Source organism: Sphingobacterium sp. UBA1498 (genome assembly GCF_002325125.1).
Taxonomy (GTDB): Bacteria; Bacteroidota; Bacteroidia; order Sphingobacteriales; family Sphingobacteriaceae; genus Sphingobacterium.
In genome coordinates, this window is record NZ_DCRG01000009.1 from 1 (window position 1) to 23309 (window position 23309).

Below are 23309 nucleotides of genomic sequence, written 5' to 3' on the forward strand. Positions count from 1 at the left end.
ATGCGTAAGTTTGAAGAAAAAGCAGGTCAACTTTACGGACAGCAAAAGATTCGTGGTTTCTGTCACTTGTACATAGGACAAGAAGCAGTTGTCGCTGGAACGATGTCGGTTATTAAACCTGAAGATTCTTTAATCACTGCTTATCGTGATCACGCCCACGCTTTGGCTAAAGGCGTTTCTGCCAATGCTTGTATGGCTGAATTATATGGAAAGATCACAGGTTGTTCCAAAGGTAAAGGAGGCTCTATGCACTTCTTCTCCAAAGAGCATAAATTCATGGGTGGCCATGGTATTGTTGGTGGTCAGATTCCTTTAGGTGCTGGTATTGCATTTGCTGAGAAATATCTTGGTACAGATAATGTGAACATCTGTTATATGGGCGACGGAGCTGTACGTCAAGGTGCATTCAACGAAACACTTAACATGGCGATGTTGTGGAAATTGCCTGTTATTTTTGTTTGTGAAAACAATGGTTATGCTATGGGTACGTCTGTACAACGTACAACTAATATGCAGGATATTTACAAGATGGGCTTGGGCTTTGATATGCCTTCAGCTCCAGTAGATGGAATGGATGTTGTTGCTGTACATAACGCGATGGATGAGGCTGTTCAACGTGCTCGTGCGGGCGAAGGACCTACATTCTTGGAAATTCGTACTTATCGCTACAAAGGACACTCGATGTCTGATCCAGCGAAGTATCGTACTAAAGAAGAACTGGAAGCTTATAAAGACCGTGATCCATTGTTGTCGACTAAACATGCTATCTTAGAAAACAACTATGCTGATGACGCTTGGTTTGCTGAAGTAGAAGCTGATGTGAAAAAAGTAGTTGAGGAATCGGTTAAATTTGCAGAGGAATCTCCTTATCCAACTGTAGATGAGTTGTACAAAGATGTCTATGTACAACAAGACTATCCATTTATTTTAGATTAATACTCTTTAACTTGATAATATAACAAAGAATGGCTGAAGTAGTAAGAATGCCGAAAATGAGCGATACAATGACCGAAGGGGTTATCGCGAAATGGCACAAAAAAGTTGGTGATAAAGTGAATTCTGGCGATTTAGTAGCAGAGATCGAAACGGACAAAGCTACTATGGACTTTGAGTCTTACCAAGAAGGAACTCTTTTATATATTGGTCCTAAAGAAGGCGAAGCAGTAGCTATTGACGCTGTTATTGCAGTTTTGGGAGAACCAGGAGAGGATTTTCAAGCGCTGTTGAGCGGAGATGCTCCTGAAGCTGAGAAAGCACCAGAAAAAACTGAAGACAAAAAAGAAGAAGAAGTTTCTGCTCCAGAATCTTCGGCAAGCACAGTAACTCCTGAGGAATTAGGATGTACCGTAATCACAATGCCGTTGTTGAGTGATACCATGAAAGAAGGTGTTATTGCGCAATGGAACTTCAAAGTTGGTGATACGATCAAATCTGACGATGCCATTGCAGATGTAGAAACGGATAAAGCTACGATGGAAGTTACTGCCTATGCTGACGGTACCTTGTTATATGTAGGTCTTGAAGCTGGAGAAGCTGCAAAGGTTAATGACATTATAGCAATCGTTGGTCCTGCTGGAACTGACATTACTCCTTTGTTGAATCAAAAATCTGATGCGCCAAAGGCCGAGTCGACTGAAGCTCCTAAAGCTGATGCTACTTCAACTGCATCATCTCCTGCGGCACCGGCTGTTAGCAACGACGATTCTCGGGTGAAAGCTTCACCTTTAGCACGTAAAATTGCGCAAGAAAAAGGGATCAACTTAAGTGATATTAAGGGGTCTGCAGATGGTGGCCGTATTGTGAAGAAAGACGTTGAGTCATTCGTTCCTGCTGCTGCACAACCTGTAGAGACTAAATCCGCAGCTGCCCCTGCAGAAGCAAAAGCGATTACTTTACCTACGTATGTTGGGGAAGAACGTTACACGGAAAAACCAGTTAACCAAATGCGTAAAACTATTGCGCGTCGTTTGGCTGAGTCATTGTTTACCGCACCGCACTTCTATTTGACAGTATCTATAGACATGGATAATGCTATGGCTGCTCGAGCTCAAATCAATGAAGTTGCTCCAGTGAAAGTTTCTTTCAATGACATCGTTGTAAAAGCTGTCGCTGTTGCATTGAAAAAACATCCTGCTGTAAACTCTTCATGGCAAGGCGATAAAATACGTTTCAATGAGCATACCAACATTGGCGTGGCAATGGCTGTTGAGGATGGTTTATTAGTTCCTGTTGTACGGTTCGCAGATGGCAAATCATTGTCTCATATCTCTGCAGAAGTAAAAGACTTCGCTCAAAAAGCGAAAGCTAAAAAATTACAACCTGCTGATTGGGAAGGATCTACATTTACTGTTTCCAACCTAGGGATGTTCGGAATTGACGAATTTACATCCATCATAAACTCTCCAGATGGGGCAATCCTTTCTGTTGGAGCAATTCAGGCTGTTCCTGTTGTTAAAAATGGCGCAGTAGTTCCGGGTAATGTAATGAAAGTAACATTGGGCTGTGATCACCGTGTGGTAGATGGCGCAACTGGAGCTGCATTTTTACAGACATTAAAATCTTTGGTTGAAAATCCAGTAAGATTGTTAGCATAGTCCTTTAACAAAGGAATGAAAGCCACTTTAGCAATAAAGTGGCTTTTTTTGTTTTTTTAACTAGTTTAAGCTCTCGGAAGTGAAAGGCTGGCCATTTTATGTTGGGAAGACCATCAAGATATTGCACCTAAATAGGCTTGAATGTTTTTAAAAGGAAGACCGTAGTAAGTAGACTAGGTAACATAAACGATGAATAACAATATAGTGAGGAAAAAATTCGTTTTTTTATACTAAAATCTTCATTTTAGCATTATTATCAATACGCTTGTTCTTCGATTACGAACTTTGATAATTTTATATCATTTAATAGAAGAGAAATAGGTGATATTTATTGATATGCAATACAAATAATACAAAAATCCGGGAGACATAATATAGTGAAATTATTTTTTTTAAAGGGAATGGTCGCTCTTTTGTTGGCATCTACAGTTGCCTGTAGCTCAAAAGAGAAAAAGCAGAAGGAAGCAGCAATAGAGCAGGCAAAAGTAGATAGTACAAGACTGGTTTATAATCCCAATAATGCAGATCTGAAAATCGATGCTTTTATGAAGAATCTTCATTCAAAAGCTGCATTCAACGGAAATGTTCTTATTGCCAAAGATGGAAAAATTTTATATCAAAATACATTTGGCTGGGCTAATTACCTAAAACGGGATAGCCTAAAAATTGACGACAAATTTGAGTTGGCTTCCGTTTCTAAACCGCTTACAGCCGTGGGGACTTTAAAGTTGGTGGAGGCTGGAAAGTTGCGCCTCGATCAAACGATCAATGACTTCTATCCTGATTTTCCATATCCAGGCATTACCATAAAAATGTTATTGACTCATCGTTCGGGATTACCTAATTACGTCTACTTTTCAGAAAAACACTGGCCTGATCGTAAGAAGGGGATGACTAATCAGGATGTAATGAAAATGCTGACCGAGTTTAAGCCTAATCGCTATGGGGCACCAGGGGGACGTTTTTTTTATAATAACTCGAACTTTATGGTCTTAGGAGCTATTATAGAGAAGGTTTCAAAGCAAGACTACGCTACTTATATGAAAGATAGTGTGTTCAATGTTGCAGGGATGACAAATACGGCTGCACTTTCAAAGGCTGTATATGATAAGATTCCTACCAATGTTATTGGACACGATAAGATATGGAGGAGATCCGTTGTACAAAATTTTCAGGATGGACCACTCGGTGACAAGGGGATCTATAGTACCGTTCGTGATCTTTATCGCTTTGACCTCGCTTTGAGGGATGGAAGGTTGTTAAAACAGTCCACATTAGATTCGGCATACAGAGGATATCCCGATGCGAAAAAAGGGATTTTTAGCTATGGTTATGGCTGGCGTACGTTTGAGCATGGCAATGAACATATTGTCTACCATACAGGTTGGTGGCACGGTTTTAGACATATTTACGTAAGAGATTTAAAAAGAAATATTGTTATTGTTCTGCTTTCTAATATGACTAATGGAAGTTTGGTTAAATTGGACGAGCTATATAAAATATTGGGAATGCCCATATTGCGTAAAAATGCCTATAGTAGTCACGGTGATTTTATCATTGATGAGTAAGTTTCCCGGGGCGATCAATAGGTGATATAAACGAATATAAAAATGAAAAAGACATTGATTTTGGGTGCTAGTAGCAACCCTTCTCGTTATTCGAATAAAGCCGCAAATATGCTGCATAGGTATGGACATGATATTGTTAATATTGGTCTGAGTGGTGGTGAAGCAGCTGGAGTTTCTATTGAAAAGAAAGGCGAGGTCTACCCCGATATTGATACTGTGACGATGTACGTCGGTGAACATAATCAGAAAGAATATTATGACTATATTTTGGCAACGAAACCGAGACGGATTATATTCAATCCAGGCGCAGAGAATCCTGAATTAGAGCAGCTCGCAATGGAGCACGGTATTAAAACTGAAAGAGCCTGTACCCTGGTTTTATTGAGTACAGGACAATTTTAGACTTTGGATTTCCGAAGTAGTTCAACCGATAAGTACTTTGTGATAAAATAGTTTGTAAGACCCACAGTATTACTGTCCAGATTCAAGCTGGAAACTTTTATTTCACAGTGTTCTTTCAATATTGCCATAGTATACGAATTAATAGCCTGTTGTATCGGAATAGTGATCAATTCATTTGCTTTTGCAATTTTTCCACCTAACACGATTAATTCCGGATTGAGCAATTGTATCAGTGATGCGAATGCTTTTCCAAGATTTGTGCCCAGTTTGGAAATCTGATTGATTGCAAATTGATCCCCTTTATTTGCAGCTTCAATAATATGAGTTGGTGTTAAATGTTGTAAATCTTCTGCTAGTAATTCATTTAATTTAGTCAGTTCTCCTTTTTGGATTTCCTGCTTGGCATTGTTAACCAACGCGATGCCCGAAGCAACAGTCTCTAGGCAGCCTCTTTTGCCACAGTAACAAAGTTCACCGTTGTCGATAAAAGGCATGTGACCCACTTCACCAGAGTAGCCATCCCGGCCAAGATAGACTTCACCATTTGATACAATTCCTAAACCTATTCCCCAATCCATTAAAATAATCAGGCTGTTTTTGGTGTTTTTTGCCAAACCAAATTTCAATTCAGCGTACGCTGCACCTTTAACATCATTCAGAATGAAGACTGGCTTTTTATATTTAAGCTCGAAATAGTCCGAAATAGATTGATTTTCATCGTGTAAAAATGTCTCATTGGTACCTTCTTCTGCATTGATCAATCCAGGCATGCCAATAATCAATCCTGTCAAGTTTTCGATATCAACAGATTTGTCGATCAGGTATTGATCAATAATTTGTGTAATGGTTACTAGATTTTCTGCATTGCGGGACAATTCATTTTCAAGCTCGATCGTTTCTGCAATTACATGTTGATTATTATCCATGATGCTCATAGTAATCGAAAAGCGTTGAAGCTCAATTGATAAAACCTGAAACAATCCATCCCGTAATTTGTATAAATTAGGTTTGCGCCCACCAATAGATTCTCCTTTGTCAAATTGACGTATAAAATCATCTTCCAGTAATTCTGCGATCAAGCTATTCACTGTAGGCAGGCTTAAATATAGGTTTTTAACAATGTCATTTACCGATACAGATCCTAATTCGGCTATTAATTTTATAATGGAGAGTTTATTGAATAGATTTTTCTTTTCAGGTTTACTCTCCAATTTTTTGTTAATCAGTAAATTTACGGCTTTAGTCATAAAACATCATATTTTTGAAATAGAATCCTCAGGGCTTTAATTTAGCAAAAGTTTTGGAATCATTTGGTTATTTTCTTAATCGGTAAGTAAGTTGGCTATTTAGCAAAAAGGGGATAAGATACCTTATCCCCCCGCTGCTTATACATCTATACTATTTGAGTTTTTTTACCCGAATGTCTTTGAAGAATACTTCAGTACCGTGCCCCAAGAATCCGATATGACCAGACGTACGTTTAAGTCCAGGATGTTGTTTTCCGTCCAGGGTACCGTTTTTACTTGCCTCTGCGATATCTGCATCCACAATGGCAGTACCATTCAGGGTAACTTTGATGCGATTCCCTTTCACGATTATTTCTTCAGCGTTCCACTCACCAACTGGTTTTAAGTAGCCTTTTTTAGCAGGAACAACGCCATAAATTGAACCGTGATATTGATACTGTTTCAAGTCTTTATAGACATCTGCATCATCATCCAGCACCTGGATCTCCATGGCTTCATAGGCGGCGTCTCCTTCCAAAGGTGCTCGTATTCCTACGCCATTGTTGGCTCCGGGAGTCAATTTGAAGTCGAAGCGGAAAATGAAGTCAGCGTATTCTTCTTTTGTATAAAGATTGCCACCAAATTTTGCATTTGGGTATACCCAGATATAACCTTCGTCATTGATCACATAAGCTTGGTTTTCTGTCCACTTGTCGAGATTTGTTCCATCAAAAAGTACTTCAAAACCTTCTTTTTTCTCTTGATCGTTCAACTTAAAGATTTGTTTTCTCGGGAATTCCTTGATAAAGAGATCTCTGTAATAGACTACCGAACCATGCGCTTGTAATTCAATTTGTTCAGTGGGGAAGATTGATTGGTTTCTATCCCAGTAGTTTTCGAGAGGGACATTATCGGTTACCAACTGCCCGTTTAACCAAACTGTGACTTTATCGTCCACCATCTTGATTTTAAATGTATTCCATTCGCCAGTAGCATTATCGGCAACTTTCAGGGGTTTGCTTTCATTTTTCTGGTTGTTATATAATCCGCCAGATCCCACTTGGGCGCCTACTCTTGTATTGGCGATATCCCAAATTTGTACTTGTGGCGTGCCTCTCAGGTAAATGCCAGCATCACCCTCTATTCCACCATAGTTTTCCAATTTCCAGTCTACCAGCATTTCGAAGTCACCATATTGTTTTACGGTTGCAAGATTGTCACCTTTTCCGCTGAATACAATTTGACCATTGGCTACTGTCCAGCCTTTGCGCATGATATCGTCCGCTTTAGCTTGCGCTGTCGCTAAAGTTTTTTCGTTCATCTTACTGCGTTTGATCGGGTCGGCGACCAATCCTTTCCAGCCAGTGAGATCCTTTCCGTTGAAAAGTGCGACATAGCCTTCTTTGATGGGCATTTCAGCAAGATAACGAACAACAGCTTCTTTGAGATATCCACTTTCGCTACCGGACAATTTACCGATTACCTGTTCCAAAACTTCTCTGACCTTCTTACCGTAGAATTTATTGTCCATTGCAATGTTCATCGCTACATTAGTTGCTGTTCCGGCAAGTTGAGCATCGTTCATCAAGTCAGCTGCGAAAACGAAAGACTGATATGTTCCTGTTGGTTGCAATGCCGATAGCGCAGCTCTTTTCTGTTCTGTTGTTTTGGCGACACTGGATGCATCTCGCAACAATAAAGTTTTCTGCTCAGGTGTATTTGAAGAAGAAGAGATTGATTTGATCAATCCTCTGTATACTGTATTGAAAAGATTATCGTCTTTTTCTGTTCTGGATAGTGTTATTAATTCTGGTAAAGCGTTTGCGGAAGACCAGGTCGCCAACGACTCGATTGCTGCTGATCGTAGAGTTGTGTTAGAGTTGTTAAGATATGCAGTTACAGCTTTCAATGACTGTGCGTCGCCCAGTCCAGCAAAAATAGGGAAATATTTGGCGGTATTTGTTGCTGCTGAGTTCGATAGGCGAGCGGCGATTTTTTCAGTTAATCCTTTTGAATCTGCGCTCGACCGAATCACGTTAACTAGGGCACGTTGCAATAGCGCAGCAGATTTACTGTCTGTCGTATTGTTTAATCTATTGAAGAGTTCTTCTAAATCTGCTTCCTGCGCTACATTGGGGAGAGCTTTATTGATCCCTTCTTCTACAGCAGGATTTACACTTTTTATTGCCAATACAGCTTTGGATGACGCATTATTGGAACGTTTACTCAAAATGTCCAGCAATTGAATCTTCTTGTCGTCGTCTACATTTGCAAGGGCATTGTTGACATCGGTAACGACATTTGCATCTTTAGATGAGAGGATCAATGCCTTTACCGAATTGTTGAATTGTTGGTCGGTATTAAGAGCTTGGATTAAAGTATTGGTTTCTTTTCCCTGTGAAAGCGTATTTAATGCACTCAATCCAGCCAATTTAGTTGCCGGAGACTCAGTCTTATTGACTAACCCATGGATTAGCTTTAAGCTGCTTGCAGAACCATTGTGCGCTAAATAGTTCAATACACTTTCTTGAACTTCCGGTGTACTTTTGCTCGCTAAAGCAAGCAAGCTTTTTGCGTCACTGCCTTTGCCATATTTTCCGAGTAATTGCAATGCGATATTCCGGTAGGCACCATTATCGCTCTTTACTGCAGCCAATAAGTTCTTTCGCTGTTTCGCGGGGTCAATTGTTGTCAATAATTTGAGCGATGCAATCTGACCGTTGATCGATTTTGCTTTTTGGGATTCCTGGAAAAATTTGTTCAGAAACTTGATCGCATCTTGGTCGTGCTTGTTATCGATCAGTGCTTGGGCATAGTCAATGCCAAGTCCAACCGCATCCAATTTATCATAGCTGTATCCCGCTGCATTCAATTTTTCGTCGAATAGCGATTGAGAAGCTGTGCCACCGATTTTGCTTAATGCAATTAATGTAGTCCGTTGGAAACCCTCCGATGGATATTTTTGTATTAGTCCTAAAATGGCATTTTCGGCATTTTTATCCTTTAGATCGCCGAGAGCTGTAACAATGGCGGTGGCAGTTTTCTCTGTCGTTGACGAAGTCAAAGCCTTTTCTAATGCTGCTGTCGACTCAGGGGTACGGATAGATACCAGCGTTCTTGCTGCCGCGTCGGCCAGATAATCATTTGTTAAACACTTTGCGACAGCAGGTATAGCTGCATTATCGGCACATTGACGCAACAGGCGTAACGCAAAAACTTGATTTGTCGGTTCGTCCAATTGTGATATGGCCTTCGCCAATCCTTCAACAAAAACTCTTTTTTGTTGTTCTTTGCCGGGCTGATTTACATAGAACGAATAGCTGTTTGCCGCAAATTCTATCGGAGCATTATTGCTACCTGGTGCTTTAAGTCTCTTAAGGAAAGTGACAACATCGTCAGCAGAGAAGCCTTCTAGCTCATGCATTGCAAGCAAAAACTTTTCTTTTTCTTCGGCAGGCTGCTGTGCCAATACGTCTGCTATTTTGGTTGCAGTCGTTCTATTTTGTGGTTGCTGAGCGTAGGTTGCACCAGATATAAGAAGCAATACAGTCAGCGAATTGAATATTCTTTTCATTAGGATATCTTTTTAAATAGACCAAGGGCCTCTCATTGGTTGGTGAATTAATCTATTTGCGGCATCGTCGTTAATAAATAGCTCATTTTGGGAGTCGTATTTTAGTGATCGGTTTAGTCGCAATGCTGCTAATCCCATGTTGACCAAAGTACAAGAACGATGTCCATTGATTTCATTCAGTGCAAACTTTTCTCTTGTGCGTACAGATTCCAGGAAGTCGACAATCTGTGGTGCAGGTTCAGGGTATTGTGCAAGCTTTCTTTCCAAATCGGGTATATCAGATTGAAATCCTTTATATAATTTACCTTTTGGTCCTTCGATATAGGCTGCCTTTTCATCCTTTGCATCGCCGTCTAGAATAATCTGGCAACCATCTGCATAAGTAAATGTAATGCGTCGCCATGTACCCACAGCATCCGGATGTTGTTGCGGAGCATCAACATCGACAGTAATGGGACTTTCATTGTCTTTACCTAAAAAGTATTGAACAGGATCCATATAATGTTGTCCCATATCTCCAAGGCCACCGCCATCATAATCCCAATAGCCTCTAAAAGTGGTGTGTACACGGTGCTTGTTGTACGGTTTGTATGGCGCTGGACCTAACCAAAAATCGTAGTCAAGTTCCGCCGGTACATTCTCCTCAGGTAAATTTTCCTTTCCTACCCAATAGAATTTCCAGTCAAAGCCTGTATGTTTGCTTATCGTAACTTTCAATGGCCAGCCCAACATGCCTGTATCAACTAATTTTTTGATTTTGCTTACGGGAACATTCATGCCATAAAAGTCGTCCTTGAAACGAAACCAGGTATTTAGACGAAAGATATTGCCGTGCTGAGCGATGGCTTCTTTCACTTTTTTACCCTCACCAATAGTTCGCGTCATGGGTTTTTCACACCAGATATCCTTTCCTGCTTTTGCTGCTTCAATAGACATCAATCCGTGCCAATGTGGGGGAGTAGCGATATGCACAATATCTACTTCCGGAGATTTAATCAACTCCCTAAAGTCATGGTATTCCTTCACGCCACCGCCTAAGTCTGCTTGTGCTGCCGCCAGATGAGTTTTGTCCACATCACAAATGGCTACTGTTTTAGTTCCGGCGTAGCCAAAGTGTCCACGGCCCATATTGCCGACACCAATGACACCTTTGGTTAGATGGTCGCTCGGAGCAAGATAGCCCTGTCCTCCGAGTACAAAGCGTGGTACGATAGAAAATGCCGCAGCACCGACCACGGATTTTTTTATGAAATCACGCCTTGATGAATTCTGTTCTTTCATTTTGGTTGGATTAGTTGTTTTATAATTGATCCTTTATTAGGCTGTTAAAATTAACGGCATTGGATATTTAGTCTTAAAAATAGATAAAAAACTGGTGAATGTAAACTGATAACTAAAATTTTACGTATTGTTTATTTAGGTTTTATTAAAAAATGGCAAAAGAGTAGCTGTAAATCCATTTCTTTCCAATATAGTAGGCGATTTTTTACCTATGATGTCATTTTTGTCTGAGAATTGTTACATTTCAGTACAGTGGCAAGCCGCCGCGACAATGTGCTAGTCCAGTAAGTTTCAATTATACTTAATCGTTTTCGTAAAAGGGGCTTGATTCCGGTAAAATATTGCAGCATCTTTATTGTCACTCTGATAGCAAATCCTAAAAAATGAATTCAAGAACACCAATTTTTTGGATTGTAGAATAGGTTGTAAAATCATATGGATGTAGCTAGAAACTGCACTTCCATGATTTGTTAATCAATTCAATTTGTGTTAGGGAGAAAGGGAATTATGTCCGATCGAATTGATTCGCGGGCATCGACTGACTAAAAATCTAATAGATAATGAAACTAAATCAATCTTTTGTGTTAGTATTAGCCGCGTTGGGCATATGCCCGATTGTTCAGGCGCAAACAGTAAAACCGAATTTGTCCAAAGCCTTTATTCAGGAACAGCTGGACGCTGCTGCGAATCAGATAAAGGTTCTTGCGGCAGAAACTCCTGCAGAAAAATTTCCGAAAACCTTTGAGCAGGGTGAACACGTATTTTCTTCTTCGAGCTGGTGGTGCTCGGGTTTCTATCCAGGGACGTTATTGTATCTATATGAAGGCACCAAAGAAAAAGCATTATTGGAGAAAGCAACAGAAAAATTGACGTATCTGGAGAAAGAAAAGAACAACAAAGGCACACATGATTTGGGTTTTATGCTTTTCTGTAGTTTTGGTAATGCGCTTCGTCTTACCGGTGATACGCTAAAGTATATACCCATATTGAGCACTGGTGCGAATTCTTTGGCATCTCGCTATAGTCCTATTACCAAAGCGATCCGTTCCTGGGATCATGGATCATGGCAATATCCGGTAATCATTGATAATATGATGAATTTGGAGTTTTTGACACAGGTATCTAAGGTGACTGGAGATAAAAAATGCTATGATATTGCGGTATCTCATGCTGAAACAACCTTGAAAAACCACTTCAGAAAAGATTATAGTTCCTACCATGTGATCGATTATGATAAGAAGACCGGTAAGGCCATCGGAAAAAAGACACATCAAGGAGCATTTGATGAGTCGGCCTGGGCAAGAGGACAGGGATGGGCACTATACGGTTATACCATGATGTATCGTGAAACAAAAAAGAAAGAATTCTTGAAGCAGGCACAGCAAATCGCAAAATACATACTAAGCAACCCAAATCTGCCTGCTGATTTGGTTCCATATTGGGATTTTGATAAAGATAAAATTGCGAAGTCGGATAAAATGTATCCGAACAGAGATCTAAGGGATGTATCTGCGGCAGCATTATATGCTTCAGCATTATTGGAGCTCTCACAATATACAAAGGGAACTGAAGCGTTGGATTATTTTAATAAGGCGGAAACGATTCTTAGAAGCCTTTCGAAGGCACCCTATCTCGCTCCTTATGGTCAAAACGGGGGTTACATCTTGCAACATAGTGTTGGAGCACTACCTTTGAATTCGGAAATCGATGTCCCATTGACCTATGCAGATTATTATTATGTGGAGGCTTTGGTGCGGTATCAACGTTTATTGGATGGTGAACCAATGATTAAAGCGATTGCTAAATAAAGCGATCAAAAAATAAGGCAAATTCTTGGGAGATGAACTCGTTTTAATGACTCCGGAATAGATCAAAAAGAGATGCTCTGAGCATCTCTTTTTTGTGGAACAGGATGGCGAGTTCATTGAAAATATACCTAAGATTTAGTCGTCTGGCTCGAATTTGCTGTTTGTTCTGATGGATTATGTCCAAACTGTTTTTTAAATTCCTTACTGAAGTATTTTCTATCCGAAAATCCTACAGCGTAGGCAACCTCACTGATGTTCATGGCCGAATTCAGTAATTCTTTCGCTTTGTTTAGCCTATACATTTTCACATAGTTATTGAGCGATAAATTGGATATCGCTTTCAACTTACGATAGAGGATTGGCGCACTCATCCCCATTGTTCGAGAAATAAAATTGACATCAAAACCGTCCGATTGAAGATTTTTTTCGATCAATTGATTTAAGGAGGAAATGAATTGTGCATCAAGTTCATTGTCGAAAGTAGTGGTCTTGACCTGAAACGCCTTACTTTTCGCCTGACTGATAGCGAGGAGATTTTGCGCAGAAAGAAAGAGTTGTTTATTATCAAAAGGCTTTGTCAAATAGATATTTGCGCCGTTTTCCAACGCTAAAGTCTGCGTGTTGCTATCAGTAACTGCGGTCAGCAAGATGAATGGGATATGGCTAGTGATTATATTTTTTTTAATGGCTTCGCACAGTTGAGCACCATCCATATAAGGCATCATCAGATCCGAAATAATTAGATCGGGGACATATTCCAATGCCCTCGAAAGAGCCTCTTCACCATTGTGAGCTGTAATGATCGTGTAGGCATCTTGAAACAGACCCACCACTGTTGCTATTAATTCTTTATTGTCTTCAACAATTAAAATAGTTTTTTGAACGGAGGTATCAAGGATGCTTGGGGCTAGTACTCTAACGTCTTCTATTTCCTTTGCAGGAGTCTCTATGAGCTGAGTATCTGGCTGATTATCTGCTTTGTGTCCAAGATCTTTCGGTAGATTTATGGTAAACACAGTCCATTTTCCTTTTTCATCGTCCTGTGTAAGGCAACAGATATCCCCCTTGTGCTGTTGTACAATATGTTTGGTTAACGCAAGTCCGATTCCAGTGCCTATTGCATCTTGAGCTTGTTCTTCGCGATAGTACTCTTCAAATATTTTGAATTGGTTATCGCTTGCGATCCCAATTCCATTATCGACGATGTTAATAGTTATTGTATGGTTGTTATCGACCAAATCCAGATAAACAGTGCCTTGTTCAGGTGTGTACTTGATCGCATTTGACAGCAGGTTGAACATGACTTTATCAAATTGTATTGTATCTATGGATTGTAAGCCTACGGAATCCAACTGCCTGATGTAATAGTTGAGATGCTTTGCTTTGGCAAGATCATTTAATAGGTAGAAGGTGTCTTCTATGTATTCCCTAAAAGAGATGTCCGTTTTTTTCAGGACAAAGTGCTTGTCGTCGAACTTTTTAAAGTCGAGTAATTCGTTGATGACTCCTAGGAGTTTGTTGGCATTCTTTTTTATTCGTTTTACTTTATTTTGGGTAGCGGTAAGATGAGCTGTTTCTGATATAATTTCATCTAACGGAGCAGTAATCAAAGTCAACGGAGTACGAATTTCGTGAGATATCTGCGTGAAGAATTTTATTTTCTTTTCCTGCTCCCGTTCCGAATTGATTAACATCTTCCTTTCGACAACAAACTTAATAACCAGATGTACGCCCAGAGAAAATAATCCTGCATATATTAGATAGGCCCACCACGTTCTCCAAAATGGAGGTTGAATGTCGATATTAATCCGTAGCGGTGTACTGCTCCAAATGCCATCATTGTTACTCGCGAATATGGTCAGTCTATGTGTACCTACTGGAACATTCGTATATCGTATTGAAGGATTACTTGTTTCGATCCAATCCTTGTCAAAACCGTCGAGTTTGTATCGATACCTATTCTTTTGCGGTTTGATGAAATTAGAACCTGAGAAATTAATCGTAAGAAAGTTTTCATCGTGTCGGAGGCTGAGCTGATAGCTGTTTGCATCTTCCATTTTCTGAATCCTTCCGTAGTTTAGTGGAGTCTCTTCGAGGAAGATATTTCGGAGGAGGACATTGGGGATGTTTTGATTGAAGGTTATTTTTCGAGTATCTAGGGAAATTACACCGTTGAGTGTGGTGACAAATAATGTTCCTGTTTTGCTGGCGAAGACCTTAGCTCCAAGAAGATTTTTAACCGGTAAACCATCATATTGATTGAGCAGATAGCTATGTTTTGTCTCGGGATCAAAGCAAATGAGACCATCTTTACTGGTAAGCCATACCTTATTGTTCACATAGATGGGCCAACCTAGTGCGTTGCTTGGAAAGTAAGATACCTTGGTTAAGTGACTATGCTGATCAAAATGATATAAATATTGGTTGGATGTTAACCAGATATCCCCATTCGGATGAACATAAAATCCTCCTACCGTCAATGTATCCAATTGTTGTATCGCTTTTATGTTTGAGTCATTAGGTTTTCTTCGAAAAAGCGAACCCCCGCTCAGAAAGTAAATGTACTGTTTAGCATCAGCTTGTATATCATCGATTGTAGCTGTCTTTAAAACGGGATTATATTGCGGCTGTTTCCCTGGGTCCACGGTGTAGAGTCCTTTATTGGTTCCGAGGTAAATACGATGCGCAGGATCGACGTAAATACTGTAGATGTTATTTTTGAGATTTAGGCGATCTTTTTCCAGATAAAAGTGTTGCGCATTTCCAGATTGGGCATCGATAATGGAATAACCGCCACCATATTGTGCGGCGTAGATTTTGTTATCTTTTGTGTATAAGTCCTTAATCAGATTCGACTGGGTCAATTGTGATAATGGAGAGGTGGCTTCTGTTCGCTTGTCAATTTTATTGATTCCTTCTTCCTCCGTTCCGATCCAATAGGCGTTTTCTGATTCTGCGAAACTACTGGCAATATCGCTATTGAGTCGAAGACCAAAAAGCGAACGGGTTGAATAATGCTGTATGGGGATAAGATTGGGGTAAATAGCATTTATTCCACCAAAATAGGTTCCTATCCAAGTGATTTGTTGCCGATCGATAAAAATATCGTAGATCGAATTTTGGCTCAATGAGTTTTTGACGGAAGTATTATGTTTATAGTTTACGAACTGTGCCGATCCGTTAAAGATTGAGAGTCCTTTTAAGGTACCAATCAGTAGTTCACCATTTTTTGTCGGCACAATTTTCCGGACGTTATTGCTCAATAGATTACTATTGGTTTCATTCAAATTATTCCAGGTGTTATCCGTGAAGTTAAATTGGAATATTCCATGCAATTTTGTCCCAAGCCAAAGCACATTTTGATGAAGATATAGGGTACTGAAAATACGTTCTCTTAAGGGGAGCGGGGGCAGCATTAGATTCCGGATATGGGAGATCTGATCATTTTGCAGAGAAAAAGACTCAATGCCTTTGTAACTTGCTATTATATAAGTAGTGGGGCTGGTTTGAATAATGGATTGTACATAGGGACGGTCCAGAATTTTTTGGAGATTGTAGGTCCCGGCGGTCGGTATTGCCAGAAAGAGTCCCTTGTCCGTGCATAGAAATATTTGGTCTGATAAAAATTGGATGTCGGTGACGACGATTTTTTCCTGAAAAGGTTTTCCCTGTTTCAATACAGCTTTGCGTTTGTCGATGTCAAAAATAAATAATTGAGTTGCCGTAGCGATAAACAGGTGATTCTTTGCATTGATACCAATCTTATTAATATAATCTACTTTTTTAAAAGCAGTATCCTGCACTAAAATATTAGTGATATTCTGGGAGTCGTATACAAAAAGGTTGGCTCCGCCGCCAAACCAAAGTTTACCCTGTCTATCTTGAGCAATTGTCAATATCGCTTGTTTATCCAATACATTATCCTGGCTTAGTGTCTCAAATTTAAGATCTTGGGCATAACAAAAGGAAATGATGGATATCAACAGCAGAAATTGTCGGCACAAGATAGGTAGTATGCTCATGGTTATGGGGTCTTTGTGTCAAATTTAAGATTTTACCCCCAAATATTTAAGATTTTTACCCCCCATAATTTGCTCATAGACTCATCTTTGGCTTATTAAACAACCAATTTTTATTATAAAACTAATTTCCTAAAGTATGGCAAAGTTTTACAAAGTTGGACTGTCTGCTATGATGATGTTTACTGTGGGTGCGAGTATGGCACAGCAGAAAATTTCAATTACGGGGCGGATTACAGACAGTCAAGGAGCACCTTTATCTGGTGTAACGATTCGAGAAAAGGGTGGAAGTGCTTCTACTTCTACAAATGAGGTGGGTCAGTATACCCTCTCTGTTTCAGAAAATGGTACAATCTTGATCTCATACATAGGATATCAGGATCAAGAAATCAATCCTAAAGGACGTTCGGTCATTAATGTTACGCTAGAAAGAAATACTTCGGCGCTTGATGAAGTTGTCGTTGTAGGTTATGGTACACAGAAAAAAGTCAATTTGACAGGATCTGTCGCTACTGTTGGTGCAGATAAGCTCACCAATAGGCCAATTATGAACCTTGCGGCGGCCTTAGGTGGAACGGCGCCGGGTATACGTGTTACGCAGGGGAATGGTAATCCTGGAAGTGAGTCTGTTTCTATTCGTGTTCGTGGTACTGGGTCATTTAATAATAATGATCCGCTGATTCTTGTTGACGGTGCAGTGGCCGATATGGTTCCATTAAATACAGATGATATCGAAAATATTTCCATTTTGAAAGATGCGGCTTCGGCAGCGATTTATGGATCTCGTGCTGCAAATGGTGTAATTCTCGTGACCACCAAAAAAGGAAAGAAAGGTGAAGCGCCTAAAATCACATTCAACGCTTTATATGCTCGGGAACAAGCGCAAACTGATTTGAAGTTTATGTCGAGTACAGCGGATTGGATGGAACTACATAATATCGCTAAGGTAAACGCTAATCCAACATCAACATCTCCAGATTATACGCTTTCAACTATAGAAGACTGGCGCAAAGCAAATGCCGATCCTAACGGGATTTACACAAATCCAATCACTGGGAATAGTATTCCAAATTGGTTAGCTTATCCAAATACAGATTGGGCACAGGTTCTCTTTCAACCACAATATTATCAACGATATGGTGTTTCGGTAACTGGAGGAAGTGATAAATCTTCTTATCTCCTGTCAGCAGGGTATCAAAATAATCCTGGAACATTGGCGAATACGGGAATGAAAAGATTTAATATTCGGACCAATGTAGAAACAAAAATTGCGGATAGAATTACTTTCGGTACACAGACCTATGCAACAAAGGAGTATAAGCAGCCAGGCAGCACTTCAATGACTTATTTGCTGCAAGCTTTTCCTGGAATGACACCAATTTATGAGGGAAAATACGGTTCCAGTGAAGATCCCAACACAACAAATAAGGATAATATTCTGCAGCAGGTAGCGTCAAATGGGGGAGAAAACAACTACACACGTATCAATAGTACATGGTATGCTAACGCAGATATTTGGAAGGGAATTATTGCAGAGGCTCGCTTTAACTACAGTGAATATATTCGTGAGGATGAAAATTATTCCCAAAATTTGCCGAGGTATAGTTTTAGAGAAAGCTTTGAGAAGCCCAAAGAGGGGATAGGAAATCTGGACCAGGCAACGACTTATAGATACGCTTATAAATCATCCAATTATACAGCGAATGCATTGTTGCGTTATGCGCATACTTTTGGAAAACACGATGTTGGTGGTTTAGCGGGGTATGAACAGTATTATTCCAAAACAGGAGGATTCAGTGCTACAAAACGGGGCTTACTAGACTGGGACGTAACCGATATTACCTCTGGCGCAACCATGGAATCAATTGGAGGAGATGCAAAGGCAGAGAATGCCATGGTTTCTTATTTCGGTCGGGTAAACTATGCCTATGATAGTAAATATTTGTTCGAAGGAAACTTTCGTTCGGATGCGTCATCTAAGTTTGCTCCAGGACATCGCACCGGATTTTTTCCTTCTTTCTCGGCGGGTTGGGTTATCAGTAACGAACGTTTTTTTGATCCAGCCAAAACAACGGTTAACTACTTAAAGCTTAGAGGGTCCTATGGAACTTTAGGAAACACGATAAGTGGGAATTACGACTGGCAGACTCTTTATCAGAAAGTGAATAATGTATTCAACGAGTCGGTTGCAAATGGTGTGATTCAACAAACCATTCAGAATCTGAGTTTATCATGGGAAAAACTGACCACCTATAATTTGGGGTTAGAGGCCAGTTTCTTGGATCGTCGTTTGAGTGTCGAGGCCGATATGTATTCCCGAAAGACTTCTGATATCTTAACTGCAGCGATTATTTACATGACAATGGGAAACATCAATGCGCCGATGTCCAATACTGCTTCAATGAATAATAAAGGGATAGAGCTTAATCTGGGTTGGAACGATAAAATTGGAGAGTTTAGGTATGGCGTAAATGGTAATATTTCCTATAACATGAACAGAGTTTCGGGTTTTAAAGGCACATTAAAGTATGAGCAAGATCCATCGACCCTCGATATTTGGGGTAATCCAACTTGGCGCTATACGAATTTAGCCGATGTATCTACGGGAGGAAACGAACGTCGTGTAGAACAGCATATGCTTGATGAATGGTTTTTGAGGAGGCCTTATGCCGGTACTGGAACTTATATGAAATCTGATGGAAGTGTAGATCCCAATGGAGGACCTACAGATGGAATGATTCGTACTAAAGCCGACTTGGAATGGGTAAAATCCATGATTGCCGCAAACTATTCTTTCAATAACAATTCAGTGGGGCCTGGGGCAGCAAATATTTGGTATGGACAAATGCTTATGGCAGATGCGAATGGTGATGGTAAGTACGGTAATGATGATGACCGTGAATTCACCGGGAAGTCTTCTGTTGCCAAATTTGTGTTTGGCCTAAATCTGACAGCCGCATACAAAGGATTTGATCTAAATATGTTGTTGGCTGGTCGCGTTGGCTCTTACCATTATATTAATGAGCGTGGATCAAACGGATCAATATTAGCGAATACAGGTGACCAATTGCCAGCAGACGCTTGGACAAAATACTATTCCTATGATGCCGTAAGAGCCAATAGCGATTATGATAATTATGATCCTGCTACAGATCCAAATGCAAATATCAATGGTAAATATCCACGTTTGCTTTCCTCAAGTTCAATCATGCAGGCTAATACATTCTATTTGTACAATACCTCGTATTTAAAGTTAAAGTCTTTGCAATTAGGCTATACATTTCCTAAGAAATGGATAAATCAAGCTAAAATTAAGGACTTAAGGGTATTTGTAACAGGAGAAAACCTGTTGACTTTTAAACATAAAGATTTTCCGGGAGTGGATCCGGAACTAGGCGGTTCACTGATCGTTTATCCGATTGCGAAGCTATATTCCGCTGGGGTATCGGTAACTTTTTAACTTAATCTCCGAACAGAAGGATGAGTTAATTTGAGTTTTCAATAGCGTAAGACTAGACTAACGTCTTCGTCTTAAACGCTGTTTAGTCAAATAAAATAAAAATAGAGATGAAAAAAATATTAAAATCTGTCATAGCAATTGGTATAGCAAGTTCTTTATCGTCTTGTACAAAAATATTGGACCTTACACCTAATGACAAAATATCGTCGGGAACAATGTGGTCATCTGAAACGTTGGTTGATCAGGGGGTAATAGGCGTTTATTATTCGTTACAACGTCCGGTAAGAAGTGATGGAATTGTAGGGACCTCTGCCAATATTGGGTATTACTCTTATGAGGCCTTTGGTATGACTGGACAAGGGGAATATAATTTAAACAACCTTTTTTCCAGTGCCGTTAATCCAAGTAATTCCTATTTTTCATTCCAATGGAAATGGTTGTATGATGGGGTACATCGCGCTAATGATGCTATAGTTCACATACCAGATGCAGCGATGGATCAGCAAAAAAAGAATAAGCTGGTCGCTGAATGCAAAGTCTTGCGGGCATTCTTTTACATGCGGCTTAATGAACTGTATGGCCGGAATGGTTTGGGTGTTCCTATTTACACCGAGCCTATCAGTCCAGCAGAAGGTAACAAAGGACAGAGTTCAGAAGAAGAGGTTTGGGCGCTTATTATTAAGGATTTGACTGATGCAATCAATGAGAGCGCATTGCCAAATAACCAAATTCAAGGTGAAGGACGCGTGAGTAAAGGTGCGGCTTATGCGCTACGTGGCCGTGCTTATCTTATGACCAAGAAATACGATCAGGCAGTTGCTGATTTTGCGAAAGTCGGAGAGAGCGGCTACAAACTCTTCTCAAATTATAAGCAATTATTTAAAGTTGCCAATGAACGTTGTGAAGAGATGATTTTGAGCGTTCAGTATATTGAGGAACCATCGGGATATGGTTCAGCTGTGCAGAAATACACAGCGGCGTTTCAACAGGGAGCAAAAGATAGTCGAGGATGTTGGACAGATTTACAAGTAACTCCAGCTTTGGTCAATTTATATGAGGAAATTATTGACGGAACTACTGTCCGTCCGTTTAGTTGGTCGGATTACATTCCTGAATGGAATACAGTAAATGCTTTAGGCGCTCCCAATAGAAAAGTCTTTTTTATACGAGATCAAAAAGTTAATGGAAATGATGTTCACCCAACAGTGACCACAGTAATCAATACGGAATTAAATAAATTGAATAGTACTGCGCGGGCATTTTATCTGCCAGAAGGTAATGAGGCGCGACTGAAAGCAGCCTACGCAAATAGAGACCCAAGGTTAGCTTATAATGTCTTGACACCTTATGCATCTTTTCAAGGCGTAAATAGCAATTCTACTGCTGCAGGTGTGTATACCTATCGATTCCCCGTCACTGGTAAGTATTATGTAGACCAATCTGGAGCTGAACCCAATTTGAATAGTAGTTTGCCCAGCACTTATTATACTTCGGGAAGTGCAAATGCACAGGCCGAGTTTAAGTATATCCATCGTAAGTTTGTGGGCGAAGGATTAGAATATGCCCGTCGTGAGCAAAATCCGGTAGACGAGCCTATTATTCGTTATGCCGATGTTTTGTTGATGTGGGCAGAGGCCTTAGTAGAGATGAATGATCTATCTGGTGCTATGGCAAAAGTAAAACAAGTCAGGGATCGAGTTGGAATTCCAACAATGGCTTCTTCTTTTTCAAACCAAACTAATGCACGTAATTATGTACGAGATGAACGACGTCGTGAATTAATTGGGGAGGGCGTTAACTTTTTTGATGAAATGCGTTGGAAGACGCTGAAAGAGACAAAGTTTGATCAGAAATTTTCGCAACATGCGTGGGGAGGTAGTGAGAACACTGGAGGTACTACTTATGAATGGATAGGTGATCAATGGTACACTTGGCCAGTTCCAAAGGCTGAAATAGAATTAAATAGAAATCTGAAACCGACACCAGGATGGATTTATTAAGGAGGAAGTTTGTTATCAATCGCTCATGCAGCCGTTTGCTGGAGCGATTGGTTTACTTCGGCTAGTATTTTTATGTACAATAGATATTTTTAATTTATAAACCCTTATCGATGAAGAGAAGATCCTTATTAAAATTGTTAGGCGGAGCTGGAGTAGGCGTATTAACGGCGTCTTTACCAATGGAAGCAAAGGCAGACAATTTAGACGATAAAAGAAATTTTATTGAAAATGACCGGGCTTATTGGGTATCTATCTTACATAAGATGGCAGCCCCCATATTGAGCAATATTAGTAAACAACAGTGGCGTAAAAATATGCCGATGGAGGTAAGTCCAACTTTTGATAGCAGGGATCCCGGAGTGGGATATCTGGAAGCCTTCGGGCGCTTGTTGGCCGGAATGGCACCTTGGTTGGCCCTACCGGATGACCTAACTGAGGAAGGGAAACTGCGAAAAAAATTAAGAGAACAGGCGCTGCTCGGTATACAATATGGGGTAGACCCCAAATCTCCGGATTATTTTACTTGGCGAGGACCTTCCTCTCAGACTCTTGTGGATGCAGCGCATCTTGCACAGGCTTTTTTGAGGGCTCCAAAAGCTTTATGGGAACCATTAAACCAAGTGACTAAAAAAAGAGTCGTTGAAGAGTTCAAACTATTGCGCAAGATTAAGCCGAATGAGAGCAATTGGCTGCTGTTTGCCGCAATGACAGAAACGTTTCTTTACAGCATAGGAGAGGAATGTGTACGGGAAAAGATCGATTATGCGGTCAATAAATTTGATCAGGAATGGTATGTGGGAGATGGCTGGTATAGTGATGGTGCTCATTTTAGTTTTGACCACTACAATGGTTATGTGATCCATTGTATGCAGGTGGAGTCGCTGCGTCATAATATCCCAGCTGGTGGAAAATACAAGGAGATGTATGAGCGGGCCTATAAACGCATGCAGCGCTATGCGCATCATCTGGAACGCATGATATCGCCGGAAGGCCATTATGTCGTTGTTGGGCGTTCTTCAACGTATAAGAATGCCGCATTCCAGCCGCTGGCAACAGTTGCTTTGGAAAATAAGTTGCCCGAAGACATTTCGAAAGGACAGGTCAGGGCTGCATTAACCACGATACTCCGTCATATTTATATTGACAAAACCTTTGCGCCCTCGGGATGGCTGCGTATGGGAGTGGTAGGTGATAAACAATCCAATCTCGCAGATTACTATACAAATGCAGGTTCAATGTATGTGGCCTCCCTTTCTTTCCTGCCCTTGGGGTTACCGGCAGAGGATGAATTCTGGACCTGTGCTCCACAACCATGGACTTCCCAAAAATGCTGGAAGGCAGAGCATTTTCCCAAAGACTATTATGTAAGTTATTAAA

The 23309-nt window shown here is 40.3% G+C and carries 12 protein-coding genes; 8 read left to right on the forward strand and 4 right to left on the reverse strand.

Features of this window, described 5'->3' with window-relative positions; genetic code table 11:
* The 4 genes from pdhA to B3139_RS07595 all read left to right on the forward strand — a co-directional run.
* Positions 1 to 936 (forward strand): pyruvate dehydrogenase (acetyl-transferring) E1 component subunit alpha (pdhA, locus tag B3139_RS07580; protein ID WP_293881481.1); only part of this gene is annotated, 936 nt, incomplete at its 5' end.
* Between the two features lie 29 nt (positions 937 to 965).
* The gene (locus B3139_RS07585; protein WP_293881482.1) at positions 966 to 2594 is read left to right on the forward strand and encodes a pyruvate dehydrogenase complex dihydrolipoamide acetyltransferase; all 1629 of its coding nucleotides are present in this window, start codon (positions 966 to 968) and stop codon (positions 2592 to 2594) included.
* A 377-nt stretch (positions 2595 to 2971) separates the two neighbouring features.
* Complete coding sequence (locus tag B3139_RS07590; protein ID WP_293881483.1) at positions 2972 to 4162, forward strand: serine hydrolase domain-containing protein; 1191 nt, start codon at positions 2972 to 2974, stop codon at positions 4160 to 4162.
* 42 nt (positions 4163 to 4204) lie between these two features.
* Positions 4205 to 4564, forward strand: coding sequence for a CoA-binding protein (locus B3139_RS07595; RefSeq protein WP_293881484.1), 360 nt, complete (start codon positions 4205 to 4207; stop codon positions 4562 to 4564).
* Here the strand turns inward: B3139_RS07595 and B3139_RS07600 are convergent.
* The 3 genes from B3139_RS07600 to B3139_RS07610 all read right to left on the reverse strand — a co-directional run bounded on the left by B3139_RS07600 (position 4561) and on the right by B3139_RS07610 (position 10645).
* Positions 4561 to 5811, reverse strand: a complete 1251-nt coding sequence (locus B3139_RS07600; protein ID WP_293881485.1) for an ROK family transcriptional regulator — start codon at positions 5809 to 5811, stop codon at positions 4561 to 4563. The genes B3139_RS07595 and B3139_RS07600 overlap by 4 nt on opposite strands.
* A 151-nt stretch (positions 5812 to 5962) precedes the next feature.
* Positions 5963 to 9364: a DUF1080 domain-containing protein gene (locus B3139_RS07605; protein ID WP_293881486.1), complete on the reverse strand. Its 3402-nt coding sequence runs from the start codon at positions 9362 to 9364 to the stop codon at positions 5963 to 5965.
* Positions 9365 to 9376: 12 nt separating this feature from the next.
* On the reverse strand, positions 9377 to 10645 hold the full coding sequence (locus B3139_RS07610) for a Gfo/Idh/MocA family oxidoreductase (RefSeq protein ID WP_293881487.1): 1269 nt from the start codon (positions 10643 to 10645) through the stop codon (positions 9377 to 9379).
* 560 nt (positions 10646 to 11205) lie between these two features.
* Here B3139_RS07610 and B3139_RS07615 point away from each other — a divergent pair.
* On the forward strand, positions 11206 to 12453 hold the full coding sequence (locus B3139_RS07615) for a glycoside hydrolase family 88 protein (RefSeq protein ID WP_293881488.1): 1248 nt from the start codon (positions 11206 to 11208) through the stop codon (positions 12451 to 12453).
* 128 nt (positions 12454 to 12581) lie between these two features.
* Here the strand turns inward: B3139_RS07615 and B3139_RS07620 are convergent, their stop codons facing one another.
* Positions 12582 to 16475 (reverse strand): hybrid sensor histidine kinase/response regulator transcription factor, encoded by a 3894-nt coding sequence (locus B3139_RS07620; protein WP_293881489.1) that lies wholly within the window; start codon positions 16473 to 16475, stop codon positions 12582 to 12584.
* Between the two features lie 136 nt (positions 16476 to 16611).
* On the opposite strand from B3139_RS07620, the gene B3139_RS07625 reads away from it, so the two are divergent.
* The 3 genes from B3139_RS07625 (at position 16612) to B3139_RS07635 (ending at position 23308) form a co-directional block, all read left to right on the forward strand.
* On the forward strand, positions 16612 to 19932 hold the full coding sequence (locus B3139_RS07625) for a SusC/RagA family TonB-linked outer membrane protein (protein ID WP_293881490.1): 3321 nt from the start codon (positions 16612 to 16614) through the stop codon (positions 19930 to 19932).
* 107 nt (positions 19933 to 20039) lie between these two features.
* Positions 20040 to 21932 (forward strand): RagB/SusD family nutrient uptake outer membrane protein, encoded by a 1893-nt coding sequence (locus B3139_RS07630; protein ID WP_293881491.1) that lies wholly within the window; start codon positions 20040 to 20042, stop codon positions 21930 to 21932.
* 110 nt (positions 21933 to 22042) lie between these two features.
* Complete coding sequence (locus tag B3139_RS07635) at positions 22043 to 23308, forward strand: DUF2264 domain-containing protein (protein ID WP_293881492.1); 1266 nt, start codon at positions 22043 to 22045, stop codon at positions 23306 to 23308.
* The last annotated feature ends 1 nt before the right edge of the window (position 23309 follow it).